Below are 21,955 nucleotides of genomic sequence, written 5' to 3'. Positions count from 1 at the left end.
ATGAGCACTCCATCCCACTCCGGAAGCAACCGTATTGCCGGTGCCGGCCGCCTGGTCCCGGCGAAGACCGTCCGCTTCACCTTTGACGGGCAGAGCCTGACGGGTCTTGAAGGCGACACGCTGGCTTCGGCGCTGCTTGCCAACGGCATTCATCTGGTCGGCCGTTCGTTCAAATACCACCGTCCGCGCGGCATCCTCTCCGCGGGCAGCGAAGAGCCGAATGCGCTGGTTGATATCGAGCGGGACAAATCCCGCAAGCAGCCGAACGTGCGGGCGACGGTGCAGGAGATCTATGACGGGCTGCAGGTCAAGTCGCAGAACCGCTGGCCGTCGCTGACCTTCGACGTCGGTGCGATCAATGACGTGTTTTCGCCCATGCTGCCTGCAGGCTTCTACTACAAGACGTTCATGTGGCCGAAGTTCGCATGGAAAACCATCTACGAGCCAAAGATCCGCGCGGCGGCCGGTCTTGGTGTTGTTCCTGGTGAAGCCGATACGGACCGCTATTCCAACCGTTTCGCCCATTGCGATGTGCTGGTGGTCGGCGGCGGCGCTGCCGGTCTTGCCGCTGCGCTCAGCGCCGCGCAAACCGGTGCCAAGGTCATCATCTGCGATGAGCAGGCGGAAGCGGGCGGCGCACTGCGCTACGAGACCGACGTGACCATCGACGGCAAGCCGGGTTATGACTGGGCCACGGAGACGCTGGCATCCCTGCGCGCCATGGACAACGTCACGGTTCTCACCCGCACCACGGCGTTCGGTTACTACGCCCAGAATTTTGTCGGCCTTGTCGAGCGGATCAGCGACCATCTGAGCAATCCCGGCTCCGACATGCCGAGGGAACGCCTGTGGCAAGTGCGTGCCAGGAAGGTCATCCTGGCGACCGGTGCCATCGAACGGCACATGGTTTTCGCCAACAATGACCGTCCCGGCATTCTGCTGGCTTCGGCAGCGCGCGCCTATCTCAATCAGTATGGTGTCGCGGTCGGCCGCAAGGTTGGCGTCTATACCGCCAATGATTCCGCCTATGCGGCGGCCATCGATCTGAAGCGCGCCGGCGTCGATATCCCTGTCATCGTCGACACGCGGGACAATCCATCCTCGCCGGTAATCGAGGAAGCCCGTTCGCTTGGCATCGACGTTGTGACCGGTCATGCGGTGTTCAGCGCCGGCGGCAAGCGCCGCGTCTCCTCCATCAGTATCCGCCCCAACCGGGGCGGCAGCGAGCGCAAGGTCGGGGTCGATGCGCTGATCATGTCGGCGGGCTGGACGCCCTCCGTGCACCTGTTTTCGCAGTCGCGCGGCAAGGTGGCATGGGATGCCGCTAATGAGCGGTTCCTGCCCGGCACCTATGCGCAGGATTGCGTTTCGGTCGGTGCCTGCAATGGCAGCGACGGGCTGCAGCAGGCGCTGGACGAAGCCGTTGCCGCAGGCGGCAAGCTTGCCGGCGAGACCGGTTTCAAGGGCAAGACCGCAGCGCTCAAGGCGACAGGCGGAACCGACTGGGTGCTCGGCATGATCGGCTCGGCGCCGGGTGCCGGTGCCGATACGACGGTCAAGGCTTTTGTCGATTTCCAGAACGACGTGACTGCCAAGGATGTTCGCCTTGCGGTGCGCGAAGGCATGCATTCCATCGAGCATGTCAAGCGTTTCACCACCAACGGCATGGCCACCGATCAGGGCAAGACCTCCAACCTGCATGGGCTGGCGATTGCCGCCGAAGCGCTCAACCGGCCGATCCCGGCCGTGGGTCTGACAACCTTCCGGGCGCCGTTCACACCGGTGACCTTCGGCGCGATCGTCAACCATGCCCGCCATGACCTATTCGACCCGACCCGCCGCACGCCGATGCATGCGTGGCATGCGGCGCAGGGTGCGGCCTTCGAGGATGTCGGACAGTGGAAGCGCGCCTGGTATTATCCGCAGGCGGGTGAAGACATGCATGCGGCGGTGAACCGCGAATGTGTCGCCGTGCGCAATCAGGCCGGTATCTTCGACGCTTCGACACTCGGCAAGATCGAGGTGGTCGGGCCCGATGCGGCAAAATTCCTTGAGCTGCTCTACACCAATCCATGGGAAAAACTCGGTGTCGGCCGCCTGCGCTACGGCATCATGCTGCGCGAAGACGGTTTCATCTATGACGACGGCGTCGTTGGCCGCCTCGCCGAGGACCGCTTTCATGTGACGACGACGACCGGCGGTGCGCCGCGCGTCATGAACCACATGGAAGACTATCTGCAGACGGAATTCCCGCACCTCAACGTCTGGTTGACCTCGACGACCGAGCAATGGGCCGTCATTGCGGTGCAGGGGCCGAAAGCCCGCGAGATCATCGCGCCGCTGGTGGAAGGCATTGATCTTTCCAACGAGGCCATGCCGCATATGAGCGTGCGCGAAGGCAGGATCTGCGGTGTGCCGACACGGCTGTTCCGCATGTCCTTCACCGGTGAAGCGGGCTATGAGATCAACGTGCCTGCCGATTATGGCCGGGCCGTCTGGGAGGCCGTCTACGAGCGCGGCAAGCCGCTGGGCCTGACGCCCTACGGCACCGAGGCCATGCACGTGCTGCGCGCCGAGAAGGGCTATATCATCGTCGGGCAGGATACGGACGGCACAGTGACGCCGCAGGATGCGGGCCTGACCTGGGCCATCGGCAAGAACAAGACGGATTATGTCGGCATTCGCGGCCTGTTGCGCCGCGATCTGGTGGCGGATGGTCGCAAGCAGCTGGTTGGCCTGAAGACCAAAGATGCCCATGTGGTGCTGGAGGAGGGCGCGCAGATCGTCGCCAACCCGAACCAGCCGGTGCCGATGACGATGATCGGCCATGTGACATCGTCCTACTGGTCGCAGAATTGCGGCCGGTCGATTGCCATGGCCCTGGTGATCGACGGAACAAAGCGGCTCGGCGAAACGCTCTATGTGCCGATGCCCGATGGCGTGATTGAAGTGGAAGTGACCGGAACGGTGTTCTTCGACGAAAAGGGAGAACGGTTGAATGGCTGACCTTGCTCAAACAGCGCAGCGTGCGCATCCATTGCAGACCGGCCATGCCGGGGTCGGGTCCGTATCGGTAACCCTTGCTGATAACGCCACCCGCGTTTCGCTGCGGGCGCGGCCCGATGCGGTGGCGGCGCTGTCGAAGGCGCTGGGCCTTTCCCTGCCGCTGAAGCCGAAGGCAACCACCAGTCAGGGCAACCGCGCGGCCCTGTGGATCGGTCCGGATGAATGGCTTCTCATCGATGCGGACGGCAGTTCGCTGGTGGCCGATCTTGCCAAGGTGAAGGTGCTGCATTCCGCCGTCGACGTCTCCCATCGCAATGTCGGGATCATTGTCTCCGGCAAGGGCGCCGATGCTGTTGTCAATGGCGGTTGCCCGCAGGACCTGTCGCTCGGTGCCTTTCCGGTCGGCGCGGCCTCGCGCACGGTGCTCGGCAAGATCGAGATCGTCCTGTGGCGGACGGCCGAGGACACGTTCCGGGTTGAATGCTGGCGCTCCTTCTCCGGCTATGCCTACAGCTTTCTGCAGGAATCCGCGCGGGATGTGGCTGTCTGATCATACGACTTAAGCCGGCCCACCCATTTGTGCGTGGTTCGACAAGCTCACCCTGAGGGAGACGGAGGATTGCAGGGAGCCACATTCTGCAATGATCCAGATTAGCCTTGCAGCCAATCCATTTCCCTCATGGTGAGCTTGTCGAACCACGCATAATGCGCAATGCAATGACGATCTTTTTTGCCGAATGCGCGGGTATTTGACAGCCCGGCGTAATAATAGTGTGCAGATTGATCGCCGGTGACGTTATCGATCACAATTGCGCCGTGCTTTGCCATAATGAGAATGCCGATGGCTGCCGATTCGCGCGGTCGCGTCGCGAGAGTGGTTTATGGCTGTCAAAAAGCGCCTTGTTATCAATTTTACAGGCTATGAAGGCCTGCATCCCGATGCCGTGCGCGGGCGCTATCTCAATGCCTCGGCTGATTTCAACACGCTCTGGCACACGAAAACCAAAGCGGGGCCCATGCAGCCGGAGGGGCCGAACATCGCCTCGATGCAGCTTGATACAACCGGGGCGAACTGGACGGTCGAAACCGAGTTCTGCCAGTACGGCACGGCCGATATCTTCGATGCCTATTCCGCGCGCAATGTCGTAACGCGTTTTGCCACCGGCCTGATGGCGTTTCTCGATATTCTCATCACCGGCACCTTCTGGCGGTATCTGCGCACAAGCTGGCGGTTCTGCATCTTTTTCATGTGGCCGTTTGCGCTGACCTGTTTCATTTCGCTGGTCGCGCTGCTGATCGGGCTTGGACCATTGTTTGGCGGTTTCAGCGCCTACCACATGTTTTGGACCATTCCCCTTGCGCTCGGCATCGCCCGCCTCCTGATCCGCTGGCCCGGAGAAAAGGTGTTCCTTTCCTACCTCTTGGATGACTGGGCGGCGGCGTCAGACCGGATTTACCGCCGCAGTCCGGCTTTGCTGGAACGGCGCAAGGCTTTTGCCGACCACTTGACCGAGAAGCTGCGGGAGAGCGGCGCGGATGAGGTGGTCATCATCGGGCACAGCCTTGGCACGGTGCCGGCTGTCGAGGCCATTGCCGATGTCTGGCGCAGTGCGCCGCAGCTCATCAGGCAGCAGCCGGTTTCGCTGGTGGCGACCGGTTCGTGCCTGTTGATGATCGCCTTTCATCCGCGTGCAACGGATTTGCGGGAAGACGTGCGGGTTGTCCTGCAGGATACGCCGGTTCTGTGGGCGGAGTATCAGACCATTGCGGATATCGTGCATTTCTACCGGTCGAACCCGGCGGCGGCGCTGGGGATAATCCCGCGCACCGAACCGCTGATCCGGCGTATCCGGTTCAAGCGCATTCACAGCGCCAAGCGCTATGCGCGTGCCAAGAAGAATTTTTTCAAGATGCACCTTCTGTTCCTGAAGGGCGCGCAGATCCGCAATGCCTACGATATGGGCATGTTCGTGCAGGGGCCGTTTGCCTTCCAGGATCTGGCCGTGCGCGACAGTGCGCCGCCGCTGGACGATGCCGGGCGGCTTGTCGAGGCGGTCCGCGCCTGATCAGTCCATTTCCGGCGGATGCTCGAGCACGGCAATCGTCAGCCAATTGGCGACGAGTGCCGGTTTGATCGAGCCTTCGATTTCCAGGGTGACTTCGTAGTTATTGAGCACACGGCCGGACGGGCGGATATCCGCATCCACCAGCTTGAAGCGGGCACGCACCTGCTTGCCGGATTTGACCGGCGCCATGAAGCGCACCTTGTCGAAACCGTAATTGATGCCCATCGTCGCGCCTTCGATCATCGGCAATGCCTCATAGGCGAGCGTCGACAGCAGCGAGATGGTCAGGAAGCCATGGGCAATGGTGCCGCCGAACGGCGTTTCCTTGGCCGCGCGCTCCGGATCGGTATGGATGAACTGGTGATCATCGGTCGCATCGGCAAACTTGTCGATCATGTCCTGGCTGACCACGCGCCATTCCGAACAGCCGATTTCTGTGCCGACACCGGCCTTCAACTGCTTGAGCGTGATAGCGTTCTTCATGGTTCCAAGGCTTTCCGAAAATTGGATCAGATCATCGATGGGGCTGTCGATAGACTTTTATGAGCCAAATGTCATCCCTTGCGCGTCACCCCGTTGTTTCAAAGCCGGAACGCACCGTTATGATCAGCACGTCAGAACGCAGGGGGACCTTGCACCTTCCTGCTTGACGCCAGTTCAATATGGGCAAGCATGCCTCTGATCAGCGTATCGAAGATCAGCCGAAAGCGGTGTGAAGACCGCAGGTTTTCGTGCATGGCGATCCAGGTGGGCAGCATGATCGAAAACGCGTCGGGCAGCAGGCATACGAGGTCAGGATTTGCCTGGCCGAGACTGTCCTGGCATATGCCGATGCCAATTCCTGACCGGATAGCGGCGAGTTGGGCCAGATTGTTATCCGTGCGATAGCTGAACTTAAGCTCGTGTGACATCGGAAAACGTTTCTCGATGCTGCGTATGAAGGCGGTCTGCCTGTCGAACCCGATGAGCCGGTGATTTTTCAATTCTGCCAGCGTGCGGGGCACGCCGTATCTGGCAAGATAGGCACGGTGCGCGTAGAGCCCGAGCGAAATGCCCCCGACATTGCGCACAAGCAGCGCCTCCTGCGTGGGCTCTGCCATTCTGACAGCAATATCAACCTCGCGGTTCAAGAGATTTTCGACCGTATCGGAGGCGGATAATTCGATGTGCAAGTCGGGATATGTCTCAAGCAGCGGCGCGAGTATCTGTGGGAGAACTTCGGTGCCGATAACCTCGCTCGCGCCAATGCGTACCGTGCCTTCCACCGCGTCACGCTGTGCTGTTGCCAGACGGACCAGTGCCGCGGCATTGGCAGCCATGGCGGCAGCGTAGGGTTGCAGTTCCAGCGCGGCATCGGTTGCAAGCAGGCCGTTCGGCGAGCGGGTGAAGAGCTGGGCGCCAATAAGGTCCTCCAGCGTATCGATATGCCGTCCCACGGTAGGCTGTGTCAAACCGAGCTCGCGCGCCGCTGCGGACAGCGAGCCGTGCCGGATGACATGAAGAAAGGTCCAGTAAAGATCCCAGTTCGGCATCTGTTGCATTATTTATGTATAGCTAGTCAAGGAATTTTGTCAATTTTGTTTATCACATTGCTGGTGCACTCTTGCCTAGACAACGGAGAAAACGCGCATGCAATCAACAGAACAGAAGATGGCGCTTGTATTGGGCGCAACAGGTGGCATCGGCGGTGCGGTAGCACGCAACCTCCTGAAGCGAGGCTGGTATATCAAGGCCCTGACGCGCGACGTCGGCAAGGCCGGGAAAACCGCGGGTGATTTCGAATGGATTGCGGGTGATGCCCTCAATCCGCAGGATGTCAGCAAGGCAGCGGAGGGCGTGTCCCTGATCGTCCATGCCGTCAACCCGCCCGGATACCGGGACTGGGAGAAGCTTGTTGTGCCCATGCTCGACAATACCATCGCGGCGGCAAGACGGGTGGGTGCCCGCGTGCTTCTGCCCGGCACTGTCTATAATTTCGGACCCGATGCCTTTCCGGTACTGGGTGAGGACAGTCCGCAACATCCCGTCACGCGAAAAGGCAGGCTGCGTGTCATGATGGAGCAGCGTCTGAAGGATGCTTCCGCATCCGGTCTCGACGTGCTGATCGTGCGCGCTGGTGATTTCTTTGGCCCGAAGGCCGCAAACAACTGGTTCTCGCAAGGGCTTGTCACGCCGGGAAAGCCGGTATCGCTCGTCAGCAACCCTTCAAGGCGCGGCATCGGACACCAATGGGCGTTTCTTCCCGATGTCGCCGAAACAATGGCTCAACTGGTCGACCGGGCCGAAACCCTTCCCCGTTTCGCGGTCTATCACATGCAAGGCTTCTGGGATGCGGACGGCATGCAGATGGCAGCGGCCATCAGGCGTGTGGTTGGCCGCCCGGTGAAGGTCAGATCGTTTCCATGGTGGATCGTGCCGATCATGGCACCCTTCAATGCATTCATGCATGAGTTGAAGGAGATGCGGTATCTGTGGAAGCAACCGCTGCGCATGACGAACACGCGTCTGGTTGGCATACTCGCGGCCGAGCCAAGGACACCGATCGATGAGGCAGTACGGCAGACCCTGGCTGACCTCGGCTGTCTCTGACAGCCCGGGTTGCCTTTGGCGGGTGCCGCCTTCACGCGGCAAAACTGCCACGAACCGCAGATGCAAAGTAGAATATGGTTCAGGGAAGTTCGGATGGTGGGCGTGACAGGGATTGAACCTGTGACCCCTACGATGTCAACGTAGTGCTCTCCCGCTGAGCTACACGCCCATCCGACAGGGGCGCATACACCATATTGATTCCGGTCCGTCAATAGGGTTGGAAGAAGTTATCAGGCTTTCTTCACCGGAGCAGGCAGATAGGGCCTTTGATCAGGCCGCTACCAGCATTTTTTCAATCTCATTGACGAGATCGCGCAGGTGGAAAGGCTTGGAAAGCACTTTCGCATCCTTCGGCGCTTTCGAATCGGAATTCAGCGCCACGGCGGCAAAGCCGGTGATGAACATGATTTTCAGGTCCGGGTCGATTTCCGACGCACGGCGTGCCAGCTCGATGCCGTCCATCTCCGGCATGACAATGTCGGTGAGCAGCAGTGAAAACGGCTCTTCGCGCAATCGGTCGTAGGCGCTTGCGCCATTGTCGAAAGGCGTGACGTGATATCCTGCCTTCTCCAGCGCCTTCACCAGGAAGCGCCGCATGTCATTGTCATCTTCTGCTAGCAGGATTCTCTTCATCAGTCCGTCCGAATTGTCTGTCGCCTGATCATCCCCAGACAGGCGCCCCATCATGCTTAACAAGACGCTTTTTTGGTAAAGATCGCGTGAATGATTTGCTGAAAATAAGGGGGAACCCCGGAAAAGTCGAGCAAGATCGCAGCCGGGCGGCTGAAGAATGCGCCTGGTCCGGTCAGCCTGGAAAAGTTCCGCTGCCTTTGGCGGCTGATCAATTCCCTCCGGGGCGAAGTTGCTCTAAAGTAACGGCATATTCAAGCAAACCGTCGAAGTGAATGATGACCCTCGAGCGCGATTTCCCTGACAAGCTGCCCTATGAACTGCGCCGGCCGGCTGACCAGCGTATTCCGTTTGTGTTCAATTCGCCGCACAGCGGTCAGGTTTATCCGCCGGCCTTCCTGCAGCAGTCGCAGCTCGATGCGCAAACGATTCGCCGCTCGGAAGACTGTTTCGTCGATCAGCTCTTTGCCGCCAGCGTCATGCTCGGTGCGCCGATGCTGGTGGCGCATTTCCCCCGCGCCTATCTCGACGTCAACCGCGAGCCCTATGAACTCGACGCGAAGATGTTCAGCGATTCGCTTCCCTCTTTTGCCAATGCAAATTCGGCCCGGGTTGCCGGCGGTCTTGGCACCGTTCCGCGCCTTGTCGGCGAAGGGCAGGAAATCTACGCGCAGAAACTGCCTGTCGAGGAAGCGCTCGGCCGCATCACCACGATCTACAAGCCCTATCATGCGCTGCTTGCCGGGATGCTGGTGGAAACGCGCAGCCGTTTTGGCTATGGCGTTCTCGTCGATTGCCATTCCATGCCCACCGGCATCCGGTTTCCGGAAAGCGGCCTGCGCCCGGACTTCATCATCGGCGACCGGTTCGGCACCAGCTGTTCGCCGGAATTGACGCACACCGCCATCCACCTCCTGCGCGAGATGGGCTATGCGGTGGCGCACAACAAGCCCTATGCGGGCGGTTACATCACCGAGCATTACGGGCGCCCGCTCAAGCGTTTCCATGCATTGCAGATCGAGGTCAATCGCGGCCTTTATCTCAATGAGCACAATTACGAGCGCAAATCGGGCTTCGGGCAGCTGCAGCGCGATATCAGCCAGTTCCTGGCCGATCTCGTTTCGCTGCCGGACTTCCACTTCCTCGATGTGCCGCTCGCGGCGGAATAGGGTCTTGTTGCTGTTGCCCGTCCGCAAACAAAAAAAGACCGCGCAAGTGCGCGGTCCAAGTCTAGGGAGGAAACGCCCAAGGAGGGCATAGACAGGTCACCCCGTCTGTTAACCAATCTATGCTGCATCGCACAAATGTCAAGTGATTTGTGCGTTTTTTTAAGCAACATCATTATGTGCCTAAAAAAAATGCAATAATTTAGCCGACAATGCAGGTAAATGAGAAAATTTTGATCGCGAGGAACCATTTTGGCCATTGAACTTTCGTTTTTGCGGCGGATTGCCGAGGTTGCGGCAGCGCAGACATTGCCCCGCTTTCGCACCGTTTCGTCCATCGACAACAAATATCAGGTGGGATTCGACCCGGTCACCGAGGCCGACAGGGAAGCCGAACGGGCGATTCGCGCGCTGATCAACAGCACCTTTCCCGCTCACGGCATCATGGGCGAGGAGTTTGGTTCGGAAAATCTCGACGCTTCGCATGTCTGGGTGATCGATCCCATCGACGGCACGCGCGCCTTCATTTCAGGCCTGCCGGTGTGGGGCACACTTGCGGGCTTGACCATCGATGGCGATGCGGTGGCCGGCGTCATGGCACAGCCCTTCACCGGTGAGCTGTTCATGTGCGACGGCACGGCATCCTATTACGAGGGACCGGGTGGCGCGCGCCAGCTGAAAACCCGGCAGAACCCGGATATCGCCCAGGCCACGCTGTTCACCACGACACCAGCCCTGTTCAAGGACAAGAAGCGCGAGGCCTATGACCGTGTGGAGCGCAGCGTGCGCATGCCGCGTTACGGCGCCGACTGCTACGGCTATGCCATGATTGCCGCCGGTTTCGTCGATCTGGTGGTGGAGACCGCCTTGCATCCCTACGATATCGTTGCGCTGGTGCCGATCATCGAAAAGGCGGGCGGTGTCATCACCAATTGGGATGGCGGCCCGGCGGAAAAGGCCGGCGATATCGTGGCGGCGGGCTCAAAGGAACTGCACGCACAGGCGCTGGAGCTTCTCAACCGCTGAAAGCTCACATCTGCGTGGCCTGTTCGTTCTCTATACCAGCCATGTCGCCGCCGGTTCCGGGAATGAAGGCATCGAATGCCGCGAAAAACTGTTCGCGGTAAAAATCCTTTTCCTGCAGGATTTCATGCTTGGCGCCGTCGATGGTGACCAGTGTCGCATTGCGCAATTGCAGGGCGAACCGTTCGATTGCCGGGGTGGACACAACGCTGTCCGCCCCGGCGGCGACGACAAGGCTGGGGATGCGGATCGCCTCGATGTAATCGGGATTCGTCACGCGTTTGATCGCCTTGGCCGCCGACGCTATCCATCCGGCGGTCGGGCCGCCAATGGCGAGCTCCGGCGCGGTTTTCACTATTTCGCTGTTGCGCAGGTAGCGCGCGGCGTCCGATGTAACCTCGTTGAGGGCAAAGGGCTTGATCACCGGCTTGCCGCCGCGGATGTACATCCCGCCGAGACCGGTCAGCCGCAGGCTATTGGCGACGGCGCTGAGCAGGATCTTGCCGAGCCGGCTGCCGTTGACGTCGAGTAGCGGCACCATCAGCACCATGCGGCGGATGCGGTTTGCCAGGGCAGGGGCTGCAAGAAGCGCCGCCAGCGCGCCGGTGGAATGGGCCAGCACGTAAAACGGTCCGCGGCAGTCGGGCAGGAGCACGCTTTCGAACAGCAGCTCCAGGTCGGCCGCATAATGGTCGAAACTCCGGACATGGCCGCGCAGCGGGTCCTTCAGCAGGCGGCTCGAACCGCCCTGGCCGCGCCAGTCGAAGGTGGCCACGGCAAAACCCCGCTTGGCAATGTCACGGATGGTCTCGAAGTATTTTTCAATGCATTCGTTGCGGCCCTGCAGGATGATCACGGTGCCCTGGACGGGATGGGTGGTGGCGGGGAAAATCGCGTAGCGCAGCTGCCTGCCGCCCTTGAGCGGCAATGCGGCAACGCGGGCATCCTGCGGTGTCGGGTTGGCGGCTGTTTCGACAAGCGGATGGGTCATGAATACCGGTCAGTCCTCGTCCCGCCCATGGGGGGATCACACGGGTGCATTTGCATCTTTTGATAAAATGCATGGCAATAAAGGTCAAACCGGGTTCGCGTAAAAACAAAAAAATGACCGGAAACCCTTGGGAGGGCTTCCGGTCAGTACATTCCAGGCGGAAGGGACGTTACACCTGGAACGATCTCAGGAAATCAGTAGCCGTTCGCCGGGCGGATCTCGATGCTGAACCCGTTGTCGCTGCGGCGGTCGCGGTAGCCGCGCCGATCGTCCATCACGCGGGTATCGAGGATGTCGCCATCGCGGGATACGGTGACCAGAACCGGCGCGCCGCGGCGCCATGCCTGGACAAAATAACGGCCGCGTTCGAAGTTCACATCGCGGACACGGTAGCCGCGGCGCTCCAGCATGCGGGTTACCTCGCGCGGACCGATCTGGTCGCGGAAGCGCTCATCGCGGCGCCATTCTCCACGCCGATCACCATAGAAACGGCGGTCCTGAACGAGCAGGCCATCCATGTCACCGCCGCCATCCATGTAGATTGCCCGGTCACCGCGATAGGTGAAGTCGTCGGCCATGGCCGAGGCAGAAAAGCCTGTGACCAGCAGGGCGGCGGCGGTCAGTGCCAGAACAGTCTTTTTCATCATCTTGTCCTCGTCTCTTGCCGGTCAAATCCCGGCGTTGGATGTGTTTATAGGGGAGGGCGTGTGAACGTATCCCGAAGGGCGCGTTCATCTGGCGTTCATCGCTGCGGGATGCGTTCGGAGGTGTAAAAACCGGAACATCCGGCAGCAAAAGGGGGCTTGAAATGGCTCTGGCCGTTTCCCAAATACCTGATGTGACCGCCATAACGGGGTCACTGGTTCAGCGGGACTTGCCGATTGAGGGGGTCTCTTGACGAGCCAGAACACGCAACATTGTCGCTCTAAAGGAGGGCTTACTATGCGTCACGTGGATTTTTCCCCACTCTATCGTTCGACTGTCGGTTTTGACCGGCTTTTCACCATCCTCGACTCGCTGGCTCAGCCAGACGGTGCCCAGTCCTATCCGCCCTACAATATCGAGCGGACCGGCGAGAACACCTACCGCATCACCATGGCCGTTGCCGGCTTCTCGGAAGACGAAATCCAGATCGAAGCCCATCGCAACCAGCTCAAGGTGACCGGCGAAAAGGGTGCTGAAACATCGGACGATAATGCCGAAACCCTGTATCGCGGCATTGCTTCCCGCGCGTTCGAGCGCCGCTTCCACCTTGCCGATTTCGTGGAAGTCAGTGGTGCCAGCCTGAAAAACGGCTTGCTGCATATTGATCTCAAGCGCGAAATTCCCGAGGAAATGAAGCCGCGCAAGATCGCTGTCACTGCCCTGTCGGAAAAGACAGCCAAGCAGATCGAAGCCAAGACCACGAACTGAGCTTTTATGGCTTGAGTGAAAGAAGCGGCGCGATTGCGCCGCTTTTTTATGCGATCAGGTCGCCGAAGCGGCGGATGTCTTCGGAGGTCGTGGCGAAGCTCGTGACAAAACGGGTGATCGTTTCGTCTTCGGCAACGTGGCCCTTTTCGGCATGGGGCGTGTGCCAGTCATAGAAAACGGCGCCCGCCGCCTGCAGTTTTGCCGATGTCTGCTTTTTCATGATCGCGAACACTTCATTGGCGCGTGGCTGCCAGGCGAGACGCAGATCGTTCGAATTGCTGATCAGCTTTGCCAGTTCCGCCGCCATGGCATTGGCATGCGTTGCCGTTTCCAGCCACAGCCCGTCGGCAAAATAAGCCTCGAACTGGGCCGCGATGAAGCGGGATTTTGAAAAATTCTGTGCCGACCGCATGCGGATATAGGGCATCTGCCTTGCTTGTTCGGGGTTCATGAAAACCAGCGCTTCCGCACACCAGCAGCCATTCTTGGTGCCGCCGAATGACAGGATGTCGACGCCCTGTTTCCAGGTCATTTCCGCAGGGGAACAGCCAAGCGAGACAAGCGCATTGGCAAAACGCGCGCCATCCATGTGCAGCGGCAGGCCGTTTTCCCGGCACAACGCTGAGATGGCGGCGATCTCGGCCAATTCATACAGTGTACCGCTTTCGGTCGACTGCGTAATGGAAACACTCATCGGCTGGCCCGCATGGACGTGGCCTTCGGGGAAGCCGTTCAGGGCGGCTTTCAGATTATCGATGGCAATGCGGCCGGTTGGCCCGTCGATGGCCTGCACCCGTGCGCCGCTCGCGAAAAATCCGGGGGCACCTGCCTCATCGGCAATCATGTGCGCTTCGCGGTGGGCAAAGGTGATGCCGCCAGGACGGACGATGCTGGCCTGCGCCAGGGAATTGGCCGCTGTTCCGGTCCCGACAAAGAAGACGACGACGTCGCGCTCGAAAATTGCGCTGAATGTCTGCTGGACGGCGCGGTCGAGATCGCCCGTGCCATAGGCAGCCGCGAAACCGCTGGCATGTCTGGTCAGATTTTCGGCAATTTTCGGATGGGCTCCGGCCCAATTATCGGATGCGAAAAGCATGAAACAACCTCGGATGTGAAACTGACGCCGCCACGCTTACGCTTTTCCCCGCGGGCTGGAAAGCAGAAGATGATGTCTTTCCCGCAAGGGACTTTCGGGGTGTGTGGCGGAACCGTCTGTTTTTCCTTGCTTATTTAGGGGAAAACGCCTGACTCGAAATGAAATGCATAAATCACCCGATGTTTGCGCAATGATATTTCGTCCAATGCTGTTATTTTTTGCTTTTCCATCTTGTTTGTTTGGAATTATTCTGGCATACGAGGATATGACAGCAATGCTGTCCTAATTTGCACGATCCAAGCGCGGGATGGCAAGCAAGGGTGCTTCCGTCCTCAAAATGGTGACCGCAGTTTGCAACCGGAAGATATGCCGCACCAGAAGGGGCAGGAATATATGCTATTCCGTCCCGCGAGGAATTGACCGCCCCAAGGGGCCCATTTGGAGGGAATGACGATGTCGGATTTGACGCCATCTGTAACGACTGAACTTGCTCAGGCCGTACAGAACCGTGCGGTCAAAACCAATAAATCGTCCGGCATTCCCACCCGACAAGGCTTGTACGACCCGCGCAACGAACATGACGCCTGCGGCGTCGGTTTCGTCGCGCATATGAAGGGTGTCAAGTCGCACAAGATCATTGAAGACGGGCTGTTCATGCTCGAAAACCTGACGCATCGCGGTGCCGTCGGCGCCGACCCGCTGATGGGCGATGGCGCAGGCATGCTCGTGCAGATTCCCGATGCGTTTTTCCGCGCGGAATGGGCCGAAAAGGGTGTCGAGCTGCCGCCGGTCAATCATTACGCCGTCGGTTATCTGTTCATGCCGCAGGATGCCGAAGAGCGCGCCCATATCGAAACCGTCATCACGGAAGTGATCGCCTCGGAAGGTCAGACGCTGATCGGCTTCCGCGATGTTCCCGTCGACAATTCGTCCCTGTCCAAGGCGCCGCATATCGCGGCGACGGAACCGTTCCACCGCCAGGTGTTCATCGGGCGCAACCCGAACATCGAATCCAACGAGGATTTCGAAGGCCGGCTGTTTATCCTGCGCAAGGTGATTTCCAACCGCATCTATCAGGAGAACGGCGGCAAGGAGAGCGACTTCTACGTCGTGTCCATGTCGGCGCGCACCATCGTCTACAAGGGCATGTTCCTCGCCTATCAGGTCGGCGCCTATTACAAGGATCTGAAGGATCCGCGTTTTGTCAGCGCGGTGGCGCTGGTGCATCAGCGGTTCTCGACCAACACTTTCCCGTCGTGGAAGCTGGCGCATCCCTACCGCATGGTTGCGCACAATGGTGAAATCAACACCCTGCGCGGCAACGTCAACTGGATGGCGGCGCGTCAGGCGTCTGTCGACAGCGAATTCTTCGGCAACGACATCTCGAAGCTCTGGCCGATTTCCTATGAAGGCCAGTCCGATACGGCCTGTTTCGACAACGCGCTGGAATTCCTGTTCCAGGGCGGCTACTCGCTCGCCCATTCGATGATGATGCTCATTCCCGAGGCATGGTCGGGCAACAAGCTGATGTCGGACGACCGCAAGGCTTTCTACGAATATCATGCCGCCCTGATGGAGCCATGGGACGGCCCGGCAGCGGTTGCCTTCACCGATGGCCGCCAGATCGGCGCGACGCTCGACCGCAACGGTCTGCGTCCGGCCCGCTATATCGTCACCGACGATGATTTCGTCATCATGGCGTCGGAAGCCGGCGTGCTGCCGGTACCGGAGGAAAAGATCGTCAAGAAGTGGCGGCTTCAGCCGGGCCGCATGCTGCTGATCGACATGGAAAAGGGCGAAATCGTCTCCGACGACACGATCAAGTCCGAGATCGCCAACCGGCATCCCTACAAGACATGGCTGAAGAACACCCAGCTCATTCTTGAAGAGCTGAGCCCGGTCGAGCCGCGCGCGCTGCGCAAGGATGTCAGCCTGCTCGACCGCCAGCAGTCCTTTGGCTATACGCAGGAAGACACCAAGCTGCTGATGTCGCCGATGGCGACGACGGGGCAGGAAGCCATCGGCTCGATGGGTACGGACACGCCGATCTCGGCCATGTCCGACAAGTCGAAGATGCTCTACACCTATTTCAAGCAGAACTTTGCGCAGGTCACCAACCCGCCGATCGATCCGATCCGCGAGGAACTGGTGATGAGCCTTGTTTCGTTCATCGGTCCGCGTCCGAACATTTTCGATCTGGTCGGCACGTCCCGCCGCAAGCGTCTGGAAGTGCGCCAGCCGATCCTGACCAATGGCGATCTGGAAAAGATCCGCTCCATCGGCCACACGGAAGACCGCTTCGATACGAAGACGCTGGATATCGCCTATAATGTCGAGGAAGGCGCGGCTGGCATGGCCGGTGCGCTGGAGCGTCTGTGCGAACGCGCCGAGGCGGCCGTGCATGGCGGCTACAACATCATCATCCTGTCCGACCGTCAGGTCGGGCCGGACCGCATTCCGATCCCGGCACTGCTGGCGACGGCTGCCGTCCACCATCACCTTATCCGCAAGGGCCAGCGCACCTCCGTCGGCCTGGTCGTGGAATCGGGCGAGCCGCGCGAAGTGCACCATTTCTGCTGCCTCGCCGGCTATGGCGCGGAAGCGATCAACCCCTATCTTGCCTTCGATACGCTGCTCGACATGCACAAGCGCGGCGAGTTTCCGCCGGAAGTGGACTCCAAGGAAGTCGTATCGCGTTACATCAAGTCCATCGGCAAGGGCATCCTCAAGGTCATGTCCAAGATGGGCATCTCCACCTACCAGTCCTATTGCGGCGCGCAGATTTTCGATGCGGTCGGTCTCAAGTCGGAATTCGTCGACCGCTTCTTCTTCGGAACGGCGACGACCATCGAAGGTGTCGGCCTGGAGGAAGTGGCCGAGGAGACGGTGCGCCGCCACCGCGATGCATTCGGCAATGACCCGGTCCTGCTCAGCACGCTGGATGTCGGCGGTGAATATGCCTACCGCATGCGCGGCGAGGCACATCTCTGGTCGCCGGATGCGGTAGCCAAGCTGCAGCACGCTGTGCGCACGGAGTCGGCCACCACGTTCAGGGAATATTCCGATCTGGTGAACAGCGAGTCCGCCCGCGCGCAGACCATCCGCGGCCTGTTCAAGATCAGGATGGCTGGAGATGCCGGGCGCAAGCCTGTCACCATCGACGATGTCGAACCGGCCAAGGATATCGTCAAGCGGTTCTCAACCGGCGCCATGTCGTTCGGCTCGATCAGCCGCGAGGCGCACACGACCCTTGCCGTCGCCATGAACCGGATCGGCGGCAAGTCGAACACGGGTGAGGGCGGCGAGGAGCCGGACCGCTTCTATCCGCTGCCGGACGGCAAGCCGAACCCCGAACGCTCGGCCATCAAGCAGGTCGCATCGGGACGCTTTGGCGTGACGACCGAATATCTCGTCAACTCCGACATGATGCAGATCAAGGTGGCGCAGGGTGCCAAGCCCGGCGAGGGCGGCCAGCTGCCCGGCCACAAGGTCGACGCGACGGTTGCCAAGACCCGCCACTCCACGCCGGGTGTCGGCCTGATTTCGCCGCCGCCGCACCATGACATCTATTCCATCGAGGATCTGGCGCAGCTCATCTACGATCTGAAGAACGTCAACCCGCAAGCCGATGTTTCGGTCAAGCTGGTGTCGGAAGTCGGCGTCGGCACGGTTGCGGCCGGCGTTGCCAAGGCGCGCGCCGACCACATCACCATATCGGGCTATGACGGCGGCACGGGTGCATCGCCGCTCACTTCGCTCAAGCATGCCGGTTCCCCGTGGGAAATGGGCCTTGCCGAGACCCAGCAGACGCTGGTGCTCAACGGCCTGCGCTCGCGCATTGCCCTGCAGGTCGACGGCGGTCTGCGCACCGGCCGCGACGTGATCATCGGTGCCCTGCTGGGCGCCGACGAATTCGGCTTCTCCACGGCGCCGCTGATTTCCGCCGGCTGCATCATGATGCGCAAGTGCCATCTCAACACCTGCCCGGTCGGTGTGGCAACGCAGGATCCCGTCCTGCGCAAGCGCTTCAAGGGCACGCCGGAACACGTCATCAACTTCTTCTTCTTCATGGCGGAAGAGGTGCGGCAGTTCCTGGCCGACATGGGTTATACAAGGCTGGAAGAGATCGTCGGCAAGGCCGAACTGCTCGAAAAGCGCGAGATGATCGATCACTGGAAAGCCAAGGGTCTCGATTTCACCCGCATCTTCCACAAGCCGGAAGCGGCGGAGGAAAAGACGCGCTGGACCGAGCGGCAGAACCATCCGATCACCGATATCCTGGATCGCAAGCTGATCGAGCAGGCCATGCCCGCGCTGGAAAGCAAGATCCCGGTCAAGATCGAAATGCCGATCAAGAATGTTGACCGATCGGCGGGTGCCATGCTGTCGGGTGAGGTGGCCAAGCGCTACCGGCACAAGGGTCTGAAGGAAGACACGATCTCGGTCACGTTCACCGGGACGGCCGGCCAGTCCTTTGCGGCATTCCTCGCACGCGGCATTTCGTTCGAGCTGATCGGCGACGGCAATGATTATGTCGGCAAGGGCCTGTGCGGCGGACGTATCGTTATTCGCCCGCCGGACAACACGAAAATCGTGCCTGAGAATTCCATCATCGTCGGCAATACCGTGCTGTACGGTGCCATCGAAGGCGAAGCCTATTTCCGCGGCGTCGCGGGCGAACGCTTTGCCGTGCGCAACTCCGGCGCCATCGCGGTGGTTGAAGGCACGGGCGATCATGGCTGCGAATACATGACCGGCGGTGTCGTCGTGGTCATCGGCCAGACGGGACGCAACTTCGCGGCAGGCATGTCCGGCGGCGTGGCCTACGTCCTCGATGAAGCCGGTGATTTTGCCCAGCGCTGCAACATGGCGATGGTCGAGCTGGAGCCGGTGCCGGAAGAGGATGATATCCTCGAAAAACTGCACCATCACGGCGGCGATCTGGCCCATAAGGGCCGCGTCGATGTCTCGGCCAATATGACCAGGCATGACGAGGAACGCCTCGTGCAGCTCATCTCGAACCACATGCATTACACGGGTTCGGGCCGGGCGAAGGAAATTCTCGACAATTGGGAAGCCTTCCGGCCGAAATTCGTGAAAGTCATGCCGGTCGAATACCGCCGGGCGCTCGAAGATATGGAGCGCATGCGGATGGGTGTCGCAGCGGAATAAAATCAACGCACTCCTGCTTCGAGCGTCATCACAATGATGCTCGGCATGGGGTCCAATGCTGCCCAGACCCAACACGGGAACGGGTGGTCCTCCAAGGGTGAGGGGAGCAGTTTTATGGGTAAGGTTACAGGTTTTCTCGAGATCGACCGGCAGGTCGGAAAGTATCAGCCCGCGTCTGACCGCATTCGCCATTTCCGGGAATTCACCATTCCCATGACCGATGGCGAAGTGAAGAAGCAGGCCGCCCGCTGCATGGATTGCGGCATCCCGTTCTGCCACGGGCCGACCGGCTGCCCGATCCACAACCAGATTCCGGACTGGAACGATCTCGTCTACAACGACAATTGGGACGAGGCGATCCGCAACCTGCATTCCACCAACAATTTCCCCGAATTCACCGGCCGCATCTGCCCGGCCCCGTGTGAGGAAGCCTGCACGCTGAATCTGGAAGACGTGCCGGTGTCCATCAAGACGGTGGAACAGGCGATTGCCGACAAGGCCTATGAAAAGGGCTTTATCATCCCGCAGCCTGCGGCATCGAAGACCGGCAGGAAAGTGGCCGTCATCGGCTCCGGCCCGGCCGGTCTGGCCGCGGCCCAGCAGCTTGCCCGCGTCGGCCATGAAGTGCATGTGTATGAGCGCGAAAGCCGCGCTGGCGGCCTGCTGCGTTACGGTATTCCCGATTTCAAGATGGAGAAGCACTTCATCGACCGCCGCGTGGCGCAGATGGAAGGCGAAGGCGTCACCTTCTTCTACGGCGTCAATGTCGGCATCGACAAGCCGGTGCAGGAACTGCTCGATACCTATGATGCGGTGCTCTATTGCGGCGGTGCCGAAACGCCGCGTCCTGCGGGCATTCCGGGTGCTGATCTCGACGGCGTCCACGATGCCATGAACTATCTCGTGCAGCAGAACCGCCGCGTCGGCCGCGAGAACATCGAATCCGTGGCCTGGCCGAGCGATCCGATTGTGGCGTCAGGCCGCCATGTGGTTGTCGTCGGCGGCGGCGATACCGCTTCGGATTGTGTCGGCACGGCATTCCGCCAAGGCGCGGTGAAGGTCACCCAGCTCGATATCCGGCCGCAGCCGCCGGAAAAGGAAGACAAGCTCAGCGTCTGGCCCTATTGGGCGACGAAGATGCGCACGTCCTCCTCGCAGGCGGAAGGCGCGGACCGCGAGTTCCAGGTGGCAACGCTTGAATTCATCGGTGAAAACGGTGCATTGACCCATGTCAAATGCTGTGAAGTCGACGAGGCGCGCAAGCCGGTTCCCGGCACCGAATTCTACATCAAGGCGGATCTCGCCTTCATCGCCATCGGCTTTTCCGGTCCGTTCGAAACCAGTGTTGTCAAGGAACTCGGCGATACGCTGGAGATGCGGGCGGATCGCCGCGGCAACCGTTCGATTGCCGCTGATGACAAGGATTACCGCACCAGCGTCGACAAGCTGTTTACCGCCGGGGACATCCGCCGCGGCCAGTCGCTGGTCGTCTGGGCGATCCGTGAAGGCCGCCAGGCGGCACAGGCCATCGATGTCGCGCTGATGGGATCGTCGGTTCTGCCGCGATAGTCAGGCCGTTATTTCGGTGCTGCGTCGGACTTTGCCGGCCACGCATAGTCGTTGATGCGGCCCGGCTGGGCGTCCGGCGCCTTGCCTTCGAGAAGCAGCTTGTCCTGCGCCGACTTGTCGGCGGCCGCGGCTTTCGGTGCGGCGCCGAGGAGATCGGTGCCGCCATCCAGTTCCGGGTCGCTCAGGCTGATCGGTGCGATGCGGTCGACCTTGACCGGTGCCTGCGGCGTTTCCGGCAGTGCCTGCACGGGCGAGCCCGGCTTGACAGCGGCGATGGCCGGTGACGTGGCGTTGCCCAGCATCTGGCGCAATGGTTTTTCCGCATAAAAGGCCAGCTTGCGCTTGCCTGCAGTGGTCAGGCCGACGCCGTCATTGTTGCGCAGGCGGGCTGTCTGGCCGGAGATGTCAAAGCCCGACAGCGTAAAGCTGCCGCCCTGGTCGACAAAGCCTTCCCAGACATCGACGAATTTGCCGTCGGCCTTCTCCGTCGCATTGCGGTAGAGCTCATTGAACGCCAGCAGGTCGGTGCTCATGTTCTTGAACTTGAACGAGGGCTGGCCGACCCACACCACGGGGTGCCCGGTCTTCTTCACCGCTTCAAGGAAGGCGTTGATGCGGCCCTGGTATTCCTTTGTCCAGGCTTCGCTCTGCGGCGCGGGGCCGTTGGCGAATTGCTGGCGGTCATTGGCACCGATCATCACGACGACGACAGCCGGTTTTTCCGCGTCGATCAGACTGCCGATGGTGGCAGGCCAGTTGCGGTGGTCGCTGCGCACGAAACCGGATGAGCCGTCGCTCTTGTCGACCACGCGCACGCCGGGCGAATCCATGAAGGCCGCGTTGAGGCCTTCGGCAAGGCCGCTGGCCATGAAGTCACCGACAACCAGGATGGTTTTGGCATCGGCCAGTTTCGACGGAATGACCGGTTCGTCCGCCGGCGCGGAGGGTTGGCTGGCGGGGGCTGCCGGTTGCGGCCGCGGCCGCTCGGCCCGCTTGGTCGTGCGGTTCTTGGAGGGGCGGACGGGCCGGTTGTTCTCATCGAAGATCATCCGGTCGGTATTTTCGCGGTAGACTTCGCGGCGCGAGCCGAAGAGCATGTCGAGCAGTGTGCGCTGCTGGGCGGCAGCGATGTCGGTAAAGACAAGGCCGCCGGCCGCACCGAGGGATACGGACACAACGATGCAACGGATGAGGCGAGCCGGCCGTTTCATTGTATCCATCGTATTTCCAAACC

At 60.5% G+C, this 21,955-nt stretch carries 17 protein-coding genes and 1 tRNA gene; 9 read left to right on the top strand and 9 right to left on the bottom strand.

Annotation, left to right across the window (positions count from 1 at the left end; translation table 11 throughout):
- Positions 1-3,006, top strand: coding sequence for a sarcosine oxidase subunit alpha (locus ACIQWS_RS21715; RefSeq protein WP_403184169.1), 3,006 nt, complete (start codon positions 1-3; stop codon positions 3,004-3,006).
- A complete protein-coding gene (locus ACIQWS_RS21710) occupies positions 2,999-3,556 on the top strand; it encodes a sarcosine oxidase subunit gamma (RefSeq protein WP_403184167.1) in 558 nt (185 codons plus the stop codon). Before ACIQWS_RS21715 ends, ACIQWS_RS21710 begins: the two co-directional genes overlap by 8 nt.
- A 101-nt stretch (positions 3,557-3,657) precedes the next feature.
- Here the strand turns inward: ACIQWS_RS21710 and ACIQWS_RS21705 are convergent, their stop codons facing one another.
- Positions 3,658-3,834: a hypothetical protein gene (locus ACIQWS_RS21705; RefSeq protein ID WP_403184165.1), complete on the bottom strand. Its 177-nt coding sequence runs from the start codon at positions 3,832-3,834 to the stop codon at positions 3,658-3,660.
- A gap of 53 nt (positions 3,835-3,887) precedes the next feature.
- On the opposite strand from ACIQWS_RS21705, the gene ACIQWS_RS21700 reads away from it, so the two are divergent.
- Positions 3,888-5,072 (top strand): alpha/beta hydrolase, encoded by a 1,185-nt coding sequence (locus ACIQWS_RS21700; RefSeq protein ID WP_403184163.1) that lies wholly within the window; start codon positions 3,888-3,890, stop codon positions 5,070-5,072.
- Here the strand turns inward: ACIQWS_RS21700 and ACIQWS_RS21695 are convergent, their stop codons facing one another.
- Positions 5,073-5,555, bottom strand: a complete 483-nt coding sequence (locus tag ACIQWS_RS21695) for a MaoC family dehydratase (RefSeq protein ID WP_223615957.1) — start codon at positions 5,553-5,555, stop codon at positions 5,073-5,075.
- 131 nt (positions 5,556-5,686) lie between these two features.
- Positions 5,687-6,613: a LysR family transcriptional regulator gene (locus tag ACIQWS_RS21690; RefSeq protein WP_403184161.1), complete on the bottom strand. Its 927-nt coding sequence runs from the start codon at positions 6,611-6,613 to the stop codon at positions 5,687-5,689.
- A gap of 88 nt (positions 6,614-6,701) precedes the next feature.
- On the opposite strand from ACIQWS_RS21690, the gene ACIQWS_RS21685 reads away from it, so the two are divergent.
- Entirely contained in the window at positions 6,702-7,661 is a 960-nt protein-coding gene (locus ACIQWS_RS21685) for an NAD(P)H-binding protein (protein ID WP_403184160.1), read from the top strand.
- A 94-nt stretch (positions 7,662-7,755) separates the two neighbouring features.
- Here the strand turns inward: ACIQWS_RS21685 and ACIQWS_RS21680 are convergent.
- A tRNA-Val gene (locus tag ACIQWS_RS21680) sits at positions 7,756-7,830 on the bottom strand.
- 101 nt (positions 7,831-7,931) lie between these two features.
- Positions 7,932-8,294, bottom strand: a complete 363-nt coding sequence (cpdR, locus tag ACIQWS_RS21675) for a cell cycle two-component system response regulator CpdR (RefSeq protein ID WP_091878276.1) — start codon at positions 8,292-8,294, stop codon at positions 7,932-7,934.
- A 275-nt stretch (positions 8,295-8,569) separates the two neighbouring features.
- On the opposite strand from cpdR, the gene ACIQWS_RS21670 reads away from it, so the two are divergent.
- Positions 8,570-9,460, top strand: a complete 891-nt coding sequence (locus tag ACIQWS_RS21670) for an N-formylglutamate amidohydrolase (RefSeq protein WP_346305329.1) — start codon at positions 8,570-8,572, stop codon at positions 9,458-9,460.
- 249 nt (positions 9,461-9,709) lie between these two features.
- Positions 9,710-10,483, top strand: coding sequence for a histidinol-phosphatase (gene hisN / locus ACIQWS_RS21665; protein WP_288194345.1), 774 nt, complete (start codon positions 9,710-9,712; stop codon positions 10,481-10,483).
- A gap of 4 nt (positions 10,484-10,487) precedes the next feature.
- On the opposite strand, the gene ACIQWS_RS21660 is transcribed toward hisN, so the two are convergent.
- A complete protein-coding gene (locus ACIQWS_RS21660) occupies positions 10,488-11,471 on the bottom strand; it encodes an alpha/beta hydrolase (protein WP_346305330.1) in 984 nt (327 codons plus the stop codon).
- Between the two features lie 194 nt (positions 11,472-11,665).
- Positions 11,666-12,115 carry a hypothetical protein gene (locus ACIQWS_RS21655; RefSeq protein WP_403184154.1) on the bottom strand — a complete coding sequence of 150 codons (450 nt, stop codon included), beginning with the start codon at positions 12,113-12,115 and terminating at the stop codon, positions 11,666-11,668.
- A 298-nt stretch (positions 12,116-12,413) separates the two neighbouring features.
- On the opposite strand from ACIQWS_RS21655, the gene ACIQWS_RS21650 reads away from it, so the two are divergent.
- Entirely contained in the window at positions 12,414-12,884 is a 471-nt protein-coding gene (locus tag ACIQWS_RS21650) for an Hsp20 family protein (protein ID WP_403184152.1), read from the top strand.
- A 46-nt stretch (positions 12,885-12,930) separates the two neighbouring features.
- On the opposite strand, the gene ACIQWS_RS21645 is transcribed toward ACIQWS_RS21650, so the two are convergent.
- Entirely contained in the window at positions 12,931-13,980 is a 1,050-nt protein-coding gene (locus ACIQWS_RS21645; protein WP_403184150.1) for a threonine aldolase family protein, read from the bottom strand.
- A 453-nt stretch (positions 13,981-14,433) separates the two neighbouring features.
- Here ACIQWS_RS21645 and gltB point away from each other — a divergent pair, with 453 nt between their 5' ends.
- Positions 14,434-19,152, top strand: coding sequence for a glutamate synthase large subunit (gene gltB / locus ACIQWS_RS21640; protein WP_403184148.1), 4,719 nt, complete (start codon positions 14,434-14,436; stop codon positions 19,150-19,152).
- Positions 19,153-19,266: 114 nt separating this feature from the next.
- On the top strand, positions 19,267-20,721 hold the full coding sequence (locus tag ACIQWS_RS21635; protein ID WP_403184145.1) for a glutamate synthase subunit beta: 1,455 nt from the start codon (positions 19,267-19,269) through the stop codon (positions 20,719-20,721).
- Positions 20,722-20,729: 8 nt separating this feature from the next.
- Here ACIQWS_RS21635 and ACIQWS_RS21630 read toward each other — a convergent pair whose 3' ends face one another.
- On the bottom strand, positions 20,730-21,932 hold the full coding sequence (locus tag ACIQWS_RS21630) for a DUF459 domain-containing protein (RefSeq protein WP_403184229.1): 1,203 nt from the start codon (positions 21,930-21,932) through the stop codon (positions 20,730-20,732).
- Positions 21,933-21,955 lie beyond the last annotated feature (23 nt).

This window comes from Phyllobacterium sp. NPDC097923 (genome assembly GCF_044760925.1).
GTDB lineage: Bacteria > Pseudomonadota > Alphaproteobacteria > Rhizobiales > Rhizobiaceae > Phyllobacterium > Phyllobacterium calauticae.
This window is presented reverse-complemented; position numbering and strand designations above follow the sequence as displayed.